General features: G+C 39.3%; 17 protein-coding genes and 1 pseudogene. 4 read left to right on the forward strand and 14 right to left on the reverse strand.

Translation table 11 applies throughout. The features are described 5' to 3' along the window. Positions 1–486 precede the first annotated feature (486 nt). Together ACT4_RS00005 and ACT4_RS00010 are read left to right on the forward strand one after the other, a co-directional pair. Positions 487–927, forward strand: coding sequence for a hypothetical protein (locus ACT4_RS00005; protein WP_007478158.1), 441 nt, complete (start codon positions 487–489; stop codon positions 925–927). Further along, positions 927–1,355 carry an SEC-C metal-binding domain-containing protein gene (locus ACT4_RS00010; RefSeq protein WP_007478159.1) on the forward strand — a complete coding sequence of 143 codons (429 nt, stop codon included), beginning with the start codon at positions 927–929 and terminating at the stop codon, positions 1,353–1,355. Before ACT4_RS00005 ends, ACT4_RS00010 begins: the two co-directional genes overlap by 1 nt. A 238-nt stretch (positions 1,356–1,593) precedes the next feature. On the opposite strand, the gene ACT4_RS00015 is transcribed toward ACT4_RS00010, so the two are convergent. The 5 genes from ACT4_RS00015 to ribF all read right to left on the reverse strand — a co-directional run bounded on the left by ACT4_RS00015 (position 1,594) and on the right by ribF (position 7,151). Then, complete coding sequence (locus tag ACT4_RS00015) at positions 1,594–2,136, reverse strand: NADPH-dependent FMN reductase (RefSeq protein ID WP_007478160.1); 543 nt, start codon at positions 2,134–2,136, stop codon at positions 1,594–1,596. Positions 2,137–2,242: 106 nt separating this feature from the next. Further along, positions 2,243–2,725 carry a peptidylprolyl isomerase gene (locus ACT4_RS00020; protein WP_007478161.1) on the reverse strand — a complete coding sequence of 161 codons (483 nt, stop codon included), beginning with the start codon at positions 2,723–2,725 and terminating at the stop codon, positions 2,243–2,245. 1 nt (position 2,726) lies between these two features. Further along, positions 2,727–3,257, reverse strand: a complete 531-nt coding sequence (lspA, locus tag ACT4_RS00025) for a signal peptidase II (RefSeq protein WP_007478162.1) — start codon at positions 3,255–3,257, stop codon at positions 2,727–2,729. Next, complete coding sequence (gene ileS, locus ACT4_RS00030; protein ID WP_007478163.1) at positions 3,250–6,087, reverse strand: isoleucine--tRNA ligase; 2,838 nt, start codon at positions 6,085–6,087, stop codon at positions 3,250–3,252. The genes lspA and ileS overlap by 8 nt, the downstream gene beginning before the upstream one ends. Positions 6,088–6,149: 62 nt before the next feature. Continuing rightward, positions 6,150–7,151 carry a bifunctional riboflavin kinase/FAD synthetase gene (ribF, locus tag ACT4_RS00035; protein ID WP_007478164.1) on the reverse strand — a complete coding sequence of 334 codons (1,002 nt, stop codon included), beginning with the start codon at positions 7,149–7,151 and terminating at the stop codon, positions 6,150–6,152. Positions 7,152–7,358: 207 nt separating this feature from the next. On the opposite strand from ribF, the gene ACT4_RS00040 reads away from it, so the two are divergent. Together ACT4_RS00040 and ACT4_RS00045 are read left to right on the forward strand one after the other, a co-directional pair. Continuing rightward, a complete protein-coding gene (locus ACT4_RS00040) occupies positions 7,359–8,492 on the forward strand; it encodes a TDT family transporter (protein ID WP_007478165.1) in 1,134 nt (377 codons plus the stop codon). Positions 8,493–8,553: 61 nt separating this feature from the next. Beyond that, positions 8,554–9,120: a 5'-nucleosidase gene (locus tag ACT4_RS00045; protein ID WP_007478166.1), complete on the forward strand. Its 567-nt coding sequence runs from the start codon at positions 8,554–8,556 to the stop codon at positions 9,118–9,120. A gap of 202 nt (positions 9,121–9,322) precedes the next feature. On the opposite strand, the gene ACT4_RS00050 is transcribed toward ACT4_RS00045, so the two are convergent. The 9 genes and pseudogenes from ACT4_RS00050 to ACT4_RS00090 all read right to left on the reverse strand — a co-directional run bounded on the left by ACT4_RS00050 (position 9,323) and on the right by ACT4_RS00090 (position 18,915). Continuing rightward, positions 9,323–10,243, reverse strand: coding sequence for a hypothetical protein (locus tag ACT4_RS00050; protein ID WP_007478167.1), 921 nt, complete (start codon positions 10,241–10,243; stop codon positions 9,323–9,325). A gap of 836 nt (positions 10,244–11,079) precedes the next feature. Further along, positions 11,080–11,691 (reverse strand): TetR/AcrR family transcriptional regulator, encoded by a 612-nt coding sequence (locus tag ACT4_RS00055; protein ID WP_007478168.1) that lies wholly within the window; start codon positions 11,689–11,691, stop codon positions 11,080–11,082. 240 nt (positions 11,692–11,931) lie between these two features. Next, positions 11,932–12,732 carry an ATP-binding cassette domain-containing protein gene (locus ACT4_RS00060; RefSeq protein WP_007478169.1) on the reverse strand — a complete coding sequence of 267 codons (801 nt, stop codon included), beginning with the start codon at positions 12,730–12,732 and terminating at the stop codon, positions 11,932–11,934. A gap of 13 nt (positions 12,733–12,745) precedes the next feature. Further along, positions 12,746–13,549 (reverse strand): aliphatic sulfonate ABC transporter permease SsuC, encoded by an 804-nt coding sequence (gene ssuC, locus ACT4_RS00065; protein WP_007478171.1) that lies wholly within the window; start codon positions 13,547–13,549, stop codon positions 12,746–12,748. Continuing rightward, complete coding sequence (ssuD, locus tag ACT4_RS00070) at positions 13,546–14,721, reverse strand: FMNH2-dependent alkanesulfonate monooxygenase (protein ID WP_007478173.1); 1,176 nt, start codon at positions 14,719–14,721, stop codon at positions 13,546–13,548. The genes ssuC and ssuD overlap by 4 nt, the downstream gene beginning before the upstream one ends. A 31-nt stretch (positions 14,722–14,752) precedes the next feature. Further along, positions 14,753–15,741, reverse strand: a pseudogene (locus tag ACT4_RS00075) (aliphatic sulfonate ABC transporter substrate-binding protein). 12 nt (positions 15,742–15,753) lie between these two features. Continuing rightward, positions 15,754–16,746 carry a sulfonate ABC transporter substrate-binding protein gene (locus ACT4_RS00080; protein WP_007478178.1) on the reverse strand — a complete coding sequence of 331 codons (993 nt, stop codon included), beginning with the start codon at positions 16,744–16,746 and terminating at the stop codon, positions 15,754–15,756. Positions 16,747–17,061: 315 nt separating this feature from the next. Further along, positions 17,062–18,417 (reverse strand): amino-acid N-acetyltransferase, encoded by a 1,356-nt coding sequence (argA, locus tag ACT4_RS00085; RefSeq protein WP_007478179.1) that lies wholly within the window; start codon positions 18,415–18,417, stop codon positions 17,062–17,064. 111 nt (positions 18,418–18,528) lie between these two features. Then, on the reverse strand, positions 18,529–18,915 hold the full coding sequence (locus ACT4_RS00090) for an RcnB family protein (RefSeq protein WP_007478180.1): 387 nt from the start codon (positions 18,913–18,915) through the stop codon (positions 18,529–18,531). Positions 18,916–18,952 lie beyond the last annotated feature (37 nt).

Genomic DNA, 18,952 nt, shown 5'->3' on the forward strand with positions numbered 1-18,952 from the left:
GCATGATGGAAAGTAGCATGAATGTCAAATGCTTTTCTTGACGTGAATCTTGTTGTTTAATATGATTGAAAAATTATTTAAAGAAGAAATTTAATTAATTTTATTTAATATGTATTTTGAGGGTGGAGAATGAGTAAAATATTAATAAATAACTTTCCTTAGTCATTAATACATTATACGGCATGTTCGGTATCTGATGAGTTTGATAAAGTAGAGTTTACTCTTGGCTTTGATTTAGAAAGACAAATTCATGATATAAAAAATTCAACTTTAACATCATTTTTTCAAAGCATTTTAATCCATGATGAAATTCTAGTTTCATATTCTGATTATTTAAAATTAATAGAATTTATTGGTATTGAAGATACGCTGAAACTTCTAGATGCAAAAATCATAAAAATTATTATGTTGAAAAGTAATATTTGTCTCATGCGTAAAGATAATATTAGAAGCTCATTAGATATTATATCTCTTCAAGGAGATCTAATGGAAAAATTTGAAAAAGAAGTATCAAAAAGAATTGATATTTCATCTCATCAAAAATCTCAATTTATTCAGTTTACAGATAATTCAAAAATTATTATTGAGGATAGAGATAGTATTGATTTAGTGTATAAGGAAATAATTTCTGATATTAAAGCAAATCAAACTTTAAACTATATCAATATTACTAGTCCCTCAATAGATGATATGAGTTTTATTGATTCTTTGAAAGTTCTAAGAATATCAAATATTTTACAAGGGTTGATCCTTCAAAATCATTTAAAAGTTGATTGTATAACGCAGGATGCTCATTCTAAGGACTATCTTAATTCAAAATTAGGGTTTTTAGCAGATCAGTATTCTCTAAATTCTTTAGAGTGCTTTACTACGATAACAGAAAAAAGAAAATTCCTGATATATATCAAATATATAAAAGTAAAATAATGACTATGGATGAAATTATAAAATGTAGAGAAACATATAATGGAAGTATATTTAGAAAATGGCTTGAATCAAAGGATTATGATCAAGATGAATTATTAGTTGCATTATTAAATAGTTCTACACGGGATAAAGGTTTTATTAAGTTTTTGAGATGGGTTTATCCAAATTTAGCTGGTTTGGTGAACGTTTTTTCAGGAGCGGCAGCGGCGGCTTTTGATAGTTATATTGTAAATAAAATAATAGATGGATGGAAACCCTCCTTTTTCTTAGATGATATTTTAAAGGATAGAATAGATCGTAGAATAGAACTGCATGCTGCTTCAGAAAAAAGAGATGAAATTATGAAACGTTTTGGTAAAGTTGGTAGAAATGATGCATGTCCTTGCCAGAGCGGTAAAAAGTTTAAAAAATGCCATGGAATAGTTTGATTTTTAATATTTAATTAATAGTTAAAGTATTTAAACGCTTAATAAAAAGAAGCCCCATCATCCTGACGGGGCTTCTTTGTATTCAGTTATGTCGTTGATATCCTATTAACGACCACGTCCTGTGTCTGTTCTTATTCTCAATGAGACTTCCTGTCTCTCTATGCTTTATATATTAGAGATCAAATCGAGAGTGGAATAGACGTAAATCGACCTAATCAACGTACGCTTAGGCGTACAACTAAGCGATATGATATTTCTGTAATTTGACAACGAGAGCCGCTAATCCTTTCACTTCAAACTCATTGGCTTCAAAGTTGTCGTCTTTATTACGTTTAAAGATGTCGCGAATTTCAATCACAGCATTTGGATCAACTAGACCTAAGCTTGAGGCTACTTGGCGAATTTGACTGATTGAACGTGAGCCATTGGTAGAACCATAGCCGATAAATGCTGCAGGTTTGCCTTGCCATTCTTTACCCACATAATCCAAGGCATTCTTCAGTGCTGGACTATAGCCATGGTTATATTCAGGGCTAATGAAAATAAACGCCTGTGCCTGCGCAATTTTATCCGCCCACTGCTGCTGTTTTGGCTGATCATAGATGCCAGTTGCAGGTGGGTGAGAACCTGCAAATAGCGGTAAGTCCCATTTCTTAAGATCGACGATTTCTGTTTGAATATCATTTAATGCGAGTTCAGTGGTTGCTTGTTGTACCCAATTGGCAACTTTGATCGCTGTACGACCTTCCCGAACACTACCAACAATAATATAAATCAGCATACTTAAATTCCTATGTGTTATTACTTTGATTATAAAAATGAATACTTTTAATGATGTTATACTTTTTTTAAGCGATAAAAAAAGCTCTCATTTGAGAGCTTTTTTGTTACATCAATTTGATGCCTTGCTGGCCTGCAGGGGTAACTTTGAAGATTTCCACTTCAAAGGTAATATTTTTGCCTGCCAATGGGTGGTTAAAATCGATTTCTGTAATGTCATCATTGACCGATTTTACGATTCCAAACAAGGTTGCTTTGGCTTTATCTTCAAATTCAATCATGTGACCAACAATTGGACGTTGTTCAAATTTGACGGTATCGAAGATTTGAATATTTTCAGGATTCCAAGGACCGAATGCATCTTCTGGTGGTAAATGTACAGTACGACGATCGCCTGCACGTAAACCAAATAATGCCTTTTCAAATCCTGGCAGTAAGTTACCATCACCAATCACAAGATTTACAGGTTCTTCGCGTCCACGAGTGTTGTCGATTTCAACACCATTTTCAATGGATACAGAAAAATGTAAGTCAACTTTTGAGCCGTCTTGAATACGGATTTCTTCGTTAGGTTGGATAATTTCGTTCATCTTATGCATCCGCATTTTGGTTGCGTTTCTTCTCTAAGAAGAAAGTATCAATCAACAGTAAAATAGTCCCTAAAGTAATAGCGCTATCTGCAAGATTGAAAGCAGGGAAGTGGCTGTTTTGGTAGTACACATGGATAAAGTCGACGACATAGCCTAGGCTGACGCGGTCAATCAAATTACCAATCGCACCGCCCAGAATCAGGGCAATAGCCATCGGTAAAATCACCATTTTCTTCGGCATACGCATTAACCAAAACACAAAAATGATCGATACGATACCCGCTAAAGAGGTAAAGAAATAACGCTGCCAACCACCCGCATCTGATAAAAAGCTAAAAGCAGCCCCGTAGTTATGCAGTAAAGTCCAGTTTAAAAATGGTAAAACTGGGATTGGATCGGCGTAATTTAAATGTGTACTGGCAATCCATTTTGTCCATTGATCCAACACAATGGCAAGGACTGAAAGTCCAAGCCAAAGTAAATTGTGCGGATAAAACTGAAACAAGCCTTTTTTTGCTTGTGAATTAGGCATACTTTCTCACTTCGCCACCACCAGTGACGTTGATGATACAACGAGCGCATAAACCTGCATGACCAACATGCGTATTTACATCAGGCAATACATGCCAGCAACGTACACATTTCTCACCATCTGCTGCTGAAACTTGAACGCGCAGACCTGCAAGATCTGTGCTTTCACCTTGTTCAGCATAAAGGTGAACGATGACTTGAGATGTGATCAAGACAAAACGCAATTCATCGGCCAATTGATTTAACAATGTTTGTAATGCTTCATCTGCCCAAAGTTCGACTTTGGCAGATAAGTTACTGCCGATGAGTTTAGCGTTGCGTGCAGCTTCAATCTGTTTATTTACTGCTGATTTTACGCTAATCAATGTTTGCCAATCTGCTTCTGAAAGCAGGTTTGCAGTTGATGCAGTTGGGATGTCATACCATTCAGCGGTAAATACATATTTTCCTGTTTGTTCAGGAATCAACGGCCAAGCCTCTTGTGCAGTAAAGCTTAGGATTGGTGACATCCAGCGAACAAAGGCCTGAACAATATGATACAGCGCTGTTTGAGCAGAATGACGTGCTTGAGAATCTGCTTTGGTGGTGTATTGACGATCTTTGATGATGTCGAGGTAGAAACCACCCAAGTCATTGATACAGAAGTTAGTCAGTGCATTGGTCACAATATGGAAATTCATCTCTTCATAAGCTTGCTGAATAGTTTTTTGAACCTCAGCAGCGCGTTGTAAGATGTATTGATCCAATGCAATTAACTGATCTACTGGCAGCGCATCTGTAGATGGTTTGAAACCATTTAAGTTCGCCAATAAGAAACGTAAAGTATTACGAATACGACGATAACCATCAGAGGCACGGCTAAAGATTTCCTTACCTGCCGTCATTTCATAACGGTAGTCAGCTGAAGCAATCCAGAAGCGTAAACCATCCGCACCCATATCTTTAATAATGTCTTGTGGGGTAATGATGTTACCCAATGATTTAGACATCTTACGGCCTTTCTCATCAACCACGAAACCATGGGTGAGTAGGCCTTTATATGGTGCACGTTCATTGATTGCAATTGAGGTCAGCAATGAAGATTGGAACCAGCCACGGTGTTGGTCTGAACCTTCAAGATAGAGGTCTGCTGGATCTTGTAGGTCATCACGTTCACGCAGCACAGCGTAGTGTGTAGTTCCAGAGTCAAACCAAACGTCTAAGGTATCGCGTACTGCATTATATTGTTCTGCATCAGCACCGATGAACTCTCTCGCTTCACGGTTATACCAACCATCGATACCTTCTTGTTCGATTAGTTTAGCCACTTCTTCGATCAACTCAGGCGTGCGTGGGTGCAATGCATTGGTATCTTTGTGTACAAAGAATGGGATTGGCACGCCCCAAGTACGTTGACGTGAGATACACCAGTCAGGACGACCTTCGATCATCGACTGAATACGGCTTTGTCCCCAATCAGGCACAAATTCGATATCATTTTCAATCGTCTTCAAGGCATTTTGGCGTAGACCATTTGCATCCATGCTGATAAACCATTGCGGTGTTGCACGGAAGATAATTGGTGTTTTATGACGCCAGCAGTGTGGGTAGCTGTGTTTAATGGGTTGGTGTGCCCATAAACGACCCACTGCGCCCAATGCTTCAATGATTTGAGGATTTGCTTTATAGATGTGCTCGCCAGCAAAGATCGGAGCTGTTGGCAAATAGACACCATTTCCGCCCACTGGATTATCTACTTTTAGATTGTACTGTAAACCGACTTTATAATCGTCTACACCATGGCCGGGTGCGGTATGAACAGCACCTGTACCACTTGTTGCGATGACATGCTCACCTAAAATCACAGGTACTTGACGATCTGTTAACAGTGGGTGTTGCAATAACAGATTTTCGATTGCCGCGCCTTTAAAATCGGCCAGTACCACTGGATTTTCTAGTTTGTAGCGTTCGATCGCAGATTCAATTAAATCTTTAGCTAGAATAAAGTTTTGCGTGCCACGTTCAGTCGTCACTTGAACCAATTGATAGTCGATTTCAGCGTGTAGTGCTACAGCTTGGTTAGCAGGCAAAGTCCACGGTGTGGTGGTCCAAATCACAATATCAGTTGCATCTTGCACATCAACATTCAAACGTGTGCTTAAATCTTTGAGATCAACAACGCTGAAGCCAACATCAATCGCATCTGATTTCTTATCTTCGTATTCAACTTCCGCCTCTGCGAGTGCAGAGCCACAGTCCATACACCAGTTGACTGGTTTTAGACCCGGTTCAATATGACCAGCTTTGGCAATTGCACCCAGTGATCGTACGATGTCTGCTTCTTGTTTGAAGTTCATGGTAAGGTAAGGATTGTCCCAGTCACCAAATACCCCCATACGCACGAAGTCTTTCTTTTGTAGCTCAACTTGTGAATAGGCATATTCACGGCATGCTTTACGGAAAGTTGAAGCATCAACTTTAACACCGACTTTTCCGACTTTTTCTTCAACTTTCAGTTCGATTGGTAAACCATGACAGTCCCAGCCCGGTACATACGGTGTATCGAAACCATCTAAAACGCGGCTTTTAATGATGATGTCTTTTAAAACTTTATTGACTGCATGACCTAAATGGATTTGACCATTGGCATATGGAGGGCCGTCATGCAGTACATATTTTTTCTTGCCAATACGCGATTCACGAATCTGCTGATAAATGTTGTCGGCATACCACTCTTCTAACCATTTAGCTTCACGCACAGCTAAGTTTGCTTTCATCGCAAATTCAGTATGAGGTAAATTGAGTGTGGCTTTATAATCCACTGCATTTTCAGGAGTTTGCTTATCGCTCATGCAAGTTTTCTTCCAGTTTGATCAGTTTGTAAACTGACATGTATTACAAATGAAAATTAAATTTAAAAAGGAAATTCTGAAGTACGACTACGATAATCACGTAATTTTTGTACATCATCATCAATTCCGACTTTGAGTGCTTCAAGCGAAGGGTAATTCAATTCACCATGTAAATAGTGAAGAAAAGTCACCCGCATCAATAAGCCATACAGATTAGCAGAAACATCAGGGAAATGTACTTCTAATCGCCATTCTGGCTGTGCTTGTTGGATGGCAGGACGTGTCCCCACATGACCTGCACCAAATAAACTATCATTTTGATATCCTGCAATACCGTTGAGCGCAGGATCTGAATGTTTAATTTTTTCACTCAATGACGCGTTTTCACAGACCACATCCACTGCATAGATGCCATTTAAACAGGGTTTATGGCGATTTAAACGCACGTTAATGGTTGGAAAATCAAGAGTACGACCAATCTGATCCCCGTATTGCACTCGACCTGTAATGCTATAAGGACGACCCAGTAGTTTTGCAGCTAAAGCAAGATCGCCTTCTTGTAGGACTTGGCGAATACGGGTAGAACTGACGCGTTCACCTTTTAAGGCAACGGTATTTAAATTTGTGACATCAAAACCATAATCACGTAAAAATTCGCTATTGCCCTGACGATCTTTACCAAAATGAAAATCATCGCCCAGCACTAGACTTTGTGCATTAAGTTTTAATTTGAGCAAGTCAGCAAATTGTGTTGCGCTGAGGCTTCTAAAATATTGATCAAATTTTGCGACTGCGATGTAATCGACACCCAGTTCAGTTAAATATTCGACTTTTTCACGTAATGAGCTAATGCGCGGAGGTGCGTCATAACCTTTAAAAAATTCAAGTGGTTGCGGCTCGAAAATCATGACTAATGTGTTTAAGCCTTGTGCTTTGGCTAACATTTGCAATTGAGCAATCATCGCCTGATGACCGAGATGGACACCATCAAAATTGCCAATCGTTACCGCAGTCGGAGGTAACTGAAAATCTGGCGATAATGCGTTGAGACGAAGCAACTTCATGGGCGTTAAATACAGTGAATTTTGCAAAGGCTATATATTGCCATAATCTCGGCGTTTCGTCTTGTTGTTGTGTTTTTACACAGAAAAATTTCAATATTTAAAACTTTTATATCAATTTAATTTATTCATTAAATAAAAATAAATCAATTTTTCTTATTTAAAATCTCTTTTAATATAACGTTATTGTCGCTTTATATCGAGATAGAGATGAAAAAGCCATTTTATCAGCTAGAACAGAGCAGGGATGTAATTCGCCATTTTACCCCAAACTGGTTTACTGCAACCATGGGAACAGGCGTTGTCGCAATGATTTTAGCACAGCTGCCTTTTGCTTCATCTGTTTTGTTTATGCTTGCGACTAAATTATGGCAGTTTAATATTTTGTTATTTAGCATTTTTAGCGTGCTTTATGCTTTACGTTGGATTTTATTTCCGAATGAAGCAAAACAAATTTTTAACCATCCCAATATGAGCTTGTTTTTAGGCGCTATTCCAATGGGTTTAGCCACTATTGCCAATGGTTTCCTCAGTTTTGGTATTCATCTCTACGGGGATATTGCAATACATATTGCTGAATACCTTTGGTATCTCGATGTTTTGCTCGCAGTGATGATCGCATGGATTGTACCGTTTTGTATGTTTAGCTGCCAAGATCATCAGCTACATCGTATGACGGCAGTATGGTTACTCCCGATCGTGGCGTGTGAAGTTGCAGCCAGTTCGGCTGGTCTTTTATTGCAACATTTAGCTGCTGACCAACATGCTTTAGCGATCTTGATCACTGGTTATGTGTTGTGGGGGATTTCAGTACTACCTGCTTTTGCGATCTTAACCATTTTAATGTTGCGTTTGGCATTGCACCAATTGCCAGAGAAAGAAGTCGCGATTTCTAGTTGGCTATGTTTAGGACCGATTGGAACGGGAGCATTAGCGTTATTATTGCTTGGTGAGCAAGCGCCACGAATTATGCAAGTGATGGGTTTTGATGGATTAGCAGTATTACTTCCAGCCTTAGGCATCGTTGCAAGTTTGGTGTTATTAGGTTTTGGTTTGTGGTGGTTTGGAATTGCAATTCTTACAACTTTACGTCATACCCGCACAGGTATTCCATTTAATCTCGGTTGGTGGGGTTTAACGTTCCCATTCGGCGTGTTTGTTTTAGCGATCTTTAACTTAGCACATCAGTTACATATCGACTTCTTACAGTATGTGGCGGTGATATTAAGTGTATTGTTAGTTGGCTTGTGGGCGTTGGTGGTGAAGAAAACCGTAGCGGGAGCGTATAGTGGTCAATTATTTTTCTCTCCCTGTTTGGTCGCCTTACAGCAGAAGATGCAATAATATTGAGGTGTGCCGAAGCACACCTTTTTTGTGTCTCTATTTTGATTTGAACGAGTTTTTTATGAATGCTGATATTGCCCTGATTATGGCGTTGCCAAATGAGTCGAAAGGTCTATTTGAGCAAGCAGGCATTGACGTTCATTACAGTGGAATCGGCAAAATTAATGCAGCATTCAAAGCCTTTGACGTGATTCAAAAAACAGGCTGTAAAACGCTGATCAATTTAGGTAGTGCAGGCAGTTCGCACTTTGATGCGCATAGCTTGGTCGAGGTTACGACTTTTGTGCAACGTGATATGGATGTTTCACCTTTAGGTTTTGCTGTTGGGGTGACACCGATGGATGAGCATTTTCCAGCAGAGATTCATGCACAACCCCACTTTGAATCCTTACCAAAGGGAATTTGTGGTACGGGTGATTCGTTTGAAACAGGAGTACCAAAGGTCAGTTGTAATCTTGTGGACATGGAAGCCTATGCCTTGGCTAAAGTGTGTAAAAAGCTCGGTGTACGATTGATCTCAGTCAAATACATTACTGATGGTGCAAATGATACTGCTCATTTGGATTGGGAAGAGAACTTGTTGCTTGGCGCACAAAAATTATTGGCGTTGTATCAGGCACATTTTTAAAAGGTGTTAATCTTGGGCTTTTTTGGGAACGATTAAAGGCAGAGATCATTCAGGAAGCGATTGCAAAAAAGTGGTGAAGCCATCTTGAAAGCTCCGCTGTATCCTCTTGTAAGCCTGTATTTAGCGATTTTCATACGGTGCTATGGTTTCTCCCTTTGGTCAAACCAATTGGCTTTGTGATAGGTTTGTGCAACAAAGCCGTTTAAGGTCCAATAGTGCCTTCAAGATAAATGTCTGGATAACCATCATTAGACATTTTAAATTGGTTAAAATTTACTGTTAAATTGATTGGATTAAATGAAATATTTCCAATATTAGTATTACTTTTACGCTCCCATATAGATAAAGGAAGACCTAGACCTATTGGGGTAGCGTACCAAACTTCATTCACAATGCTATTGATAGTTTTAATATATAGAAAATTTTCAAAAATAGACTTTGATGTTATAAAACGATTAATATTATGATTAGTAAAAGAATAGAACCTAAAGTTAGGTTGTGTCATCGGTATATCTTGATTATTATCGGAAATTCTATATATCATATTATATGAACCTGATGTTGGTATATTAACAACTGTCGGATTCTGCTGGAGGTGACCTGAAATTGAACCTGATAATGTTAAATATTTTTTATCGTAATCATAAATTTTAGATTGGTTAAAAATAATTTTACTACTGCCTGTTTTATGATCTATTTTCATAGAAATATTATCACAAATAGGCACTTGTTGATCACCACAAGAAAATACTGAAGTCAAGTCGGGATTATTATTATCTATCCATAATTGCATTTTTGAAGGTTGATTTTTTGAGTCTTCAAAAGAAATACTAAGAGAGTAATTACTTTCAACTTTAAACTGATAAATCAGCTCATAACTTTTCTTGTAACTTTCCTGTTCAAAATCAAAATTTTGAGAATAAAGATATACTGGTTGAGTATCATCTATACTCGTTATTTTTCTTTTGAGTGATTTCAATTGTGAATTTTCATCACTTATTTGTAAAAGCGAGTTAACAGAGTTTTCTCTTTTAATTTGATTTTCATTGCCATTAGTAGAATTATTTTCCCCACAGGCTGTTATTAAAACGGGTATAAATATTGCAAGGATGTTTTTTTTCATTGTTATACTTCATTTGTAAAATGATTAGCTATTACATAGCTTACTATAGATCATGAATTTCTTTTTTATTCTAAGCATAAAAAATCACAATTATTTTTAAACAGAGAAACAGAATTCAATATGACAGTAATAAACTATACGGTAATTAATGCTATTAAATACTCTGCAATATCTAAAAAAACAATAACTTGGTTATCTATAGAACCCCCAATAGTCTGAGAAAATGAATAAAATATTCGAACACAACACATAAAATATCTAAAAAAATGTACTCAACTTCTCAATTCGTGTCCCAAAGCGTCGCACTTCGTGCTTTGACTTTGCTAAGCGGTTGAGAGAGTTTCAGCAATACTCCTTATTGACTGTGCTAATGGAACAAGTATTTCCTAATCCATCACAGCTTTTTCCTTTATATAATTTTTGCCTCATAGATAGGTAAACAGGTTGCTATTGAAAGCTGACCAAAGAATGCTGTTGTTCCCGCAGGGAAATCATTGTTTTAAACTGAAGATGATTGATATTTATTCAACATAATCCATCCTATTTTGTATAGATATTAGTTGGCTAATTTGTAAGTTTTTTTAAAATTAACATAACACAGCTTATACGAAACTTTTAATATTTTATATTTAGTATCAATATCTTAGTAAATATCATTTCTGTGTTCTGCTCACGGAAACTGATTTTACATGATATAGGTCTATTTATCATTGTTCCATTATTTTGTTTAGATCAACTTAATAACATCCTCATGTATTGAATAAAAAAGCGACTATCGAAGTCGCTTTTTTATTGCATCTCAACCATTAGAATTAAAGTGGTTTCACAGCAAAAAATTAACGTGGCAATACACCGTACAACATCATATGCACAGTGTGCTCAACCGTGCGTTGAAACATGCTACGGTTACGCAAAGTTTTACCCGTGACCATTTCCATTTGTGTCGAAAAATCTGCATAATTTTGAGTGATCGCCCATATATTAATAATGAGCAATTCAGGATCGATTTCTGCTGCAATTTTGCCTTGCTCTTGCCAAGTTTGGATTACTTTGGTTTTACGCTTAAACAGCTTTTTCAAAGGACCTTTTAAAATAGGTAGAATATGCGGAGCACCCTGAATAATTTCTAATGCAAATAAACGAGAAGCTTTCGGCTGATCCCTTGAACTTTCTAATTTTTGAATTAGATAGTGTGTTAATGCTTCAGTGGGCTCAAGTTCTGACTCAAGGGTTTGCAAAGGAGCAAGCCACTTCTGTAAAACTGTCGTAAGAACTTCAACGTAAAGAGATTCTTTATTTTCATAATAATAGAAAATATTCGATTTATGCATATTTGCAAGCTGTGCAATCTCATCCAAACTTGCTCCGCTGAACCCATAGACGGAAAAAACATCCAGGGCAGCATTCAGCAATTGATTGCGCTTTTGTGTACTTTTTTTCTGTTCCATCTGAGAGCTTGATTCAAAAAATGTCATTGACATTGTAAGATAATTTGTCGGATTTGTGCACAATAACGCATTTTTTTTGTCGAAAAAAACTTTACGATGAAATGAAAATTCCCTACGTAATTGATAATTCTTGAAATCTCAATATATGAATACATATTTTGTAAAAAATTAATCTGTGTTGGTCTTGCAAGAACACTGAAATTCTATTATTTGGCATGCCTTTAAATATAAAAAGCAGTCTTAGGTTGCTAAAACTGCATCAAGTACTTGTTGTTCAAGCTGAGCGAAAGCAATGTTTTTTTTGCGGGGACGGGGGAGGTCTACTTGGAAATTCCGTGCGATATGACCTTGATCCAGCAAAATGATTCGATCTGCCAATTGCACTGCTTCACTGACATCATGTGTGACTAAAATTGCAGTAAAACCTTGTTCTTTCCAAAGGTGTTCGATCAAATTTTGCATTTCTAAACGCGTCAAAGCATCTAATGCACCTAATGGCTCATCCAGCAATAAAATACGTGGTGTATGTGAAAGTGCGCGTGCAAGAGCAGCACGTTGGCGCTGTCCACCAGAAAGCTGTGCTGGCCATTGATTGGCTTTGTCTTTTAAGCCTACTTTTTCTAATAGTGTTGCTGCAAGCGGATATTGCTCTTTAGCTAAACCAAGTTGAGCATTGTGCAGAACATTTTTCCACGGTAATAATCGAGGATCTTGGAACATCACGCGAATATCAGCGCTCGTAATGCCCTCACGGAAATTGCGAGCTGATTGAAATTTAATTTCACCATAACTGACATTTTCTAACTGAGCAATCAAACGCAGTAGCGTACTTTTGCCGCAACCACTGCGTCCAACAATGGCAACAAACTCACCCGCTTGAATGTTGAGGTCTAAATCCTCAAGAACTTTGACATCACCATAAAATTTATACAGTTGCTCAATCAAAATATCAGCGCCATTGGCAGGTACTGTGATAGTTTCTGGTTCAGTTATCGGTTGGATCAGACCGTTATCGTAAAAGTTTAAATTTAAGTTACTCATGTTTCTGTGCCTTTTATTTTTGATAGCCTGCATGCCAACGCAATAGATAGCGTTCTAGCGCTTGTGCCAATACATCTGCTAATTTACCCAGTAGGGCGTAGAGTAAAATACCGACTAAGACAATATCGGTCTGTAAAAACTCGCGTGCATTCATGGTCATATAACCAATTCCCGACTGTGCTGAAATCGTTTCTGCAACGATTAAGAGTACCCAAACCAAACCTAGAGAAAAGCGCAGTCCAACTAAAATCGAGGGCATCGCACCCAGTAAGATAATGTCTCGATAAAGCTGCCAACGATTCAGACCGTAGCTTTTACCCATTTCGATGAGCTGTGGATCGACGGAGCGGATACCATGATAAGTATTGATGTAGATCGGGAAAAAAACGCCGATCGCAACTAAAAATAGCTTGGCAGTTTCATCAATACCAAACCATAAAATTACCAGTGGAATCAGTGCCAGTGCAGGGATGTTACGGATCATTTGCAGGGTAGTATCCAGCAAGGTTGAAGCTACACGCGATGAGCCATTGAGTAGTCCTAGTATCAGACCGAGTCCACCACCAATTAATAAACCGAGTAGCGCCCGACCAGCACTAACTTTGACATGTTGCCAAAGTTCACCGCTGATCAGTAAGTGCCAGAAGGCACTCACAACAGCAGTTGGGGCAGGTAATATTCGATTTTGTAGCAACCCAGAGCTAGATGCTGTTTGCCAAATCAGAATCAACAGTATTGGGAATAACCATGGCAGTAGACCTTTACCTATTCTTTGTGTTCCACGTGAAACATCCTTCAAAAAAGGTTTTGTACTCATGCATCCTCCTTGACCAAGGTTTTTGGCACTTTCACTTCGGGCACATAGTTATTGGCAATGATTTCTCCGAATGGACCTGTGAGATGAGGTTGTGCCAATTTTTCACGAGTTTTAAGTGGGAGTAGTGGGAACACCAATTCGGCAAAGCGGATTGATTCTTCCAAATGTGGATAGCCAGAGAAAATAAAGGTATCAATGCCTAAATCAGCATATTCTTGAATGCGTGCGGCAACTGTTTCAGGGTCTCCGACTAAAGCAGTACCCGCGCCGCCACGAACTAAGCCAATGCCTGCCCATAAATTCGGAGATACCTCTAATTGATCTTTACGTCCGCCGTGTAGTGCAGCCATACGTTGCTGACCGACTGAGTCCATCTGCGCAAATTTTTTCTGTGCCGCCGCAATTGTGGCATCATCCAGATATTGAATCAGTTCATCGGCGGCGGCCCATGCTTGTTCATTGGTTTCGCGCACAATCACATGCAAACGGATGCCATAAGTAAGTGTGCGACCTTTGCCAGCTGCTTTAGCACGGAGATATTCAATTTTCTTCTTTACTGCAGCAGGAGGTTCACCCCAAGTCAGATAGGTATCGACCTGTTCTGCCGCCAGTTCGGTTGCTGCTTCTGATGAGCCACCAAACCACAGGGGGGGATAAGGCTGCTGTACAGGCGGGTAGAGCAGTTTGGCGTCATCGACACTGAGGCGTTCGCCGTGGAATGTAAATGATTCACCCGTATGTGAGCGAGTCAGGATTTCACGCCAGATTTTGACATATTCGGATGCGGTCTGATAACGGGTACTATGATCTTCATATAGACCATCACCTTTCAATTCTTGTTCGTCACCGCCAGTCACCAGATTCAACAAAATACGCCCATTGGAGAGGCGGTCAAAAGTGGCTGCCATACGTGCCGCAAGTGCAGGTGTGGTAATGCCCGGGCGGAGTGCTACTAAAAACTTAAGTTGCTTAGTCACATCAATCAGACTTGCTGCAGTGATCCATGGATCTTCACAAGAACGGCCAGTCGGAATCAATACCCCTGCATAACCGAGATTATCCACGGCAACGGCAATCTGTTTCATATAAGCATGATCGACCTGACGAGCACCCTTGCTGGTGCCTAAATAACGACTGTCACCATGAGTGGGAATAAACCAGAAAATATCCATGTCGATGTTCCTTATAAAATGAAAAGTATGACTATTGGGCAGACCAGACGCTGTGCTGAATATTGATGTGCACAGGAATGAGTTGCTCTTGTTTAAATAAATCGGCAATTTGCTGCTGACTTGTGATCACTTCACTGTTGAGTGCATATACAGGTGAAGGTTTTGGACGTTTATTGAGAACTTGTTGGGCGACAGGGGTACTGAGACCTGTGCTTTGTGCATAAATCTGTAAGGCTTGATCTTGATGCTTTACAATCCATAGATCTGCGCTATTTACACTGTTAATGAGTTTCTGCACTGAATCTGGATGCTTTTGAATGAAGTCAGATTGCCGATATAAAAAGAATAAGTGGTTGGAAAAGCAGAGCCATCGACCAAAGTTTTTGTATGGCCTTGTAACTCTGCAGTTCCTAAGTAGGGTTCCCAAATTGCCCACGCATCTACGGCCTGCTTATCAAAGGCCGCGCGTGCATCGGCAGGAGGTAACCAAATCGGTTGAATGTCTTGCCAAGACAGCCCCGCTTTTTGCAGGGTTTTAGCCAAGAGTTCGTGTGCACTGGAACCTTTCTGTACCGCAACTCGCTTGCCTTTTAAATCTTGCAGGGTATTTATTTTATCGTTGGCATGGACCAATACAGCTTGGCCTGTGGGTGCAACCACCTCATAAGCCACGTAGCTCAACGGTTTTGCTGCAGCTTGAGCAAAGATTGGTGGGGTATTGCCCACATAGCCAAAATCGATAGCACCGACGGCAAGTGCTTCTAACATTTGCGGCCCAGCTGGGAATTCACGCCATTCAATTTTGGCGTTCGGAAATGCTTGCTCAAACAGTTGTTGCTGTCTAGCTACCAATAAATTCAGTGATGATTTCTGAAAGCCAATAGACAGGGTTTTGACCGCCGTATTTTCTTCGGCTGAAGTTACTTTCTCCGTACTTTGCGGCTCAGTTTTTTGGCAGCCGCTGAGTAAAAATGCAGAGATCAGTAAACTAAGAACAGAAATCTTCGCTAACAACGTCATGATGCTCTCCTATTATTGAACGTTGTTCTTTAATACGGCATCTTGAATCACAAGCTGCTTGGGAATCAGTTTTTGTGAAAAGAAAGCATCGGCAACATATTGCTGTTCTATTGCGACTTTATTAGAGATGGGTTGAACTCCGAAACCCATACGTGAAATTGAGCTTTTCAAAACATCAAACTCAAGCCCTGTTGGTTTTTCCAGTAATTTTGCTGCATCGTCAGGATGGGTTTTGACCCAATCTGTCGTTTGATTGAGTGTTGTCACCACGGTATTTAAAACCTGTGGATGACGCTCAGCAAATTGACGCTCAGCCAAATAAAATTGGTGATTGCTGACTAAATGTTCCCCCGTTGCAATGACACGCGCATGAATTTGATGTTCAGCTGCGGCGAAGAATGGATCCCAAATCACCCATGCATCTACCGCACCTTTTTCAAATGCCGCACGAGCATCCGCTGGTGGAAGATAAACGGCTTGAACATCTTTTAAACTGAGATTGTTTGCTTCTAAGAGTTTGAGTAGAAGATAGTGAACATTGGAACCTTTATTCAGCGCCACACGTTTACCTTTCAGATCTTGGATGGATTGAATAGGAGAATTTTTTTGTACGATCAAGGCTTCGGCTTGTGGTGCTGCAGGTTGGTTCGCGACATAGACCAGATTGGGATTGGCGGCTTGAGCAAAGATTGGCGGTGCTTCACCTGCTTCGCCAAATACCACGCTACCTACATTTAATCCTTCCAAAAGTTGTGGGCCAGCTGGAAATTCAACCCATTTAACATTTACACCTTGAGCAGCAAGATTTTTTTCTAATTCACCTTTTGCTTTAACAATCGGCAAGATGCCATACTTTTGAAAGCCGATATTTAATGTTGTGGTTTCTTGTTTTGTTGTCTCTTGCTGCTCTGGTTTTTTTGCACAACCTGCAACACCCATTACACTGGCAAGACTTGCTGCAATGATTGTAGATGTTGCCCATGAACGATGAATAGAAATAGCCATGTGAGTTGCGCTCCCCGACAAATCAAAAGATTTAAATAAGATGAGCAACTAAGCTAAAACTTTTTTTATTGCATAAAAAATAACTAATCAGGCTTTGCTTATGATGAAAAAAGCAAAATAGAAGATTGCATAACTTTATCGATAGTTAGAATAAGAAAAACAATACTTTATTTAAATAAAGTATTGTTTTTATATTAAATTTTAATCTTTTAGTTTAGATGGTATTGATTTCTGATCTACTAGTTAAGCAGAGATTATGATGATGAAGAGAGCTATTTATCAGAAATAAACATATCTCTTCACCTTGTTTAGTCTTCATATTAGCGTTTTTTTAAACACCAAAGAATTCCGCTGATAATTATAGAGTGCTTGGCGTGCATTCGGTAAATCATCTACGCTGGCAGGAATAAAGCCTTGTTCCAAGAACCAATGCGCCGTCCGAGTGGTGAGAACAAAAAGTTGCTGAATACCTTGTTGCTTGGCTTTGGTTTCTAAAAATTGCAAAATCTGGCTACCACGATTCGATTTTCGATAGCTTGAATCGACAGCAACACAGGCAATTTCCGCTGAACGAATTTCATCTGATCCAGCAGGAATTGGATATAGTGCAGCGCAGGCTAAGATCATGCCGTCTCGTTCAATCACTGCAAACTGTTCAATTTCACTTTCAAGGCGTTCGCGTGAGCGATAAACCAGAATACCTTCTTGTTCCAAAGGGCGAAGTAAGTTAATTAGACCACCAACATCTTGAATATTGGCAATTCGCACTTCTTCATAGTGTGCATCTGTAATCAGCGTACCAATACCATCACGGGTAAATAGCTCTTCAATCAAAGCACCATCATATGCATAAGAAATTAAATGTACGCGATGAACACCAGATAAAGAGGCTTGTTGTGCTTGCTTTAGGTGTAAAGCAAATTCTGGATATTGTTGCTGATTTTGTTGAATATAGGGTTCAAGCTGACGAGAACTTAGTTCACGAAGTAACTGTTGTTGCTCATTCATTAGCCCTTGTTTTTCCCCAAGGAATATCAACTTATCTGCTTTCAAGGCAATCGCAGTTTTGGTCGCAACTTCTTCGGCGAGTAAGTTGAAGACTTCACCTGTGGTTGAATAGCCTGTTGGACCAAGCAGAACAATATTATGATTGTCTAAATGACGTTGAATGGCATCGGTATCTACGGAGCGAACTTCTCCCGTCAGCTGGAAATCAATACCTTCACGAATGCCATACGGTTTGGCTGTGACAAAATTGCCTGATACGACATCAATGCGAGCACCATACATCGGTGAGTTGGCGAGTCCCATCGACAGCAGCGCTTCAATTTCGAGGCGAATTGAGCCGACAGCATTCATGACACCACGTAGAGATTCGCGAGTCGTGACACGACGGTTTTGATGAAAAGGTGTTTCGATATGACGTTCGAGTAGATTTTGATTGATCTGTGGACGTGCTCCATGCACGAGAATCAAACGAATACCTAAAGAATGTAGCAGCGCAATATCGTGAATAATATGTTGAAAGTTATAGTGTTGAACGGCTTCACCACCAAACATTAACACAAAAGTTTTATCACGATGCGCGTTAATATATGGTGCAGAGTGGCGAAACCAATGTACATAATCTTGCGTTGTACTATTTGAAGTTTCAGTCATTTGGTTCGCCATGTTCATCTCAGAGATACATCAATTTATCTGATTCTAACCAAAAAAATGAAAAGATAAATCTATTCTCAAACTCACGAGGCAACTTTAATTGAATTGGATGATCAAAAAAGCTTAAAAGCCCATGATGCGGATAATACTATTATCGTCTGCATTGACTAAAATAAAGTCATTATTGATTTTATACCATTGTTGGTTACGGCCTGGTTTTGGTAGATTATTATCTTTATAATCAACCTTATAACCATTTCCACGGTAGTGCTGAGGCATCACATAGCCTGCTTGCCAACGATGTTGTTTTAAACGCTCGACACCACGTTCTTCGCGCATACGACGTTCACGTTGACGATTTTCACCATCTGGACGATCAAAGCCACGACCATTTTGCCAGCCACCACCACGCTGATCTTCATCACGATCAAAATGCGGACCTGCAAAACTAGCCATACTGCTAAAGATGGTCGTTGAACCTAAAATCAAGATAATGAAAAATTTTTTCATGATGCACCTTATGTATTTCGGATGTCTCTCATGTGAA

Source organism: Acinetobacter sp. NBRC 100985 (genome assembly GCF_000241225.1).
In the GTDB taxonomy this organism is placed as follows: domain Bacteria; phylum Pseudomonadota; class Gammaproteobacteria; order Pseudomonadales; family Moraxellaceae; genus Acinetobacter; species Acinetobacter venetianus.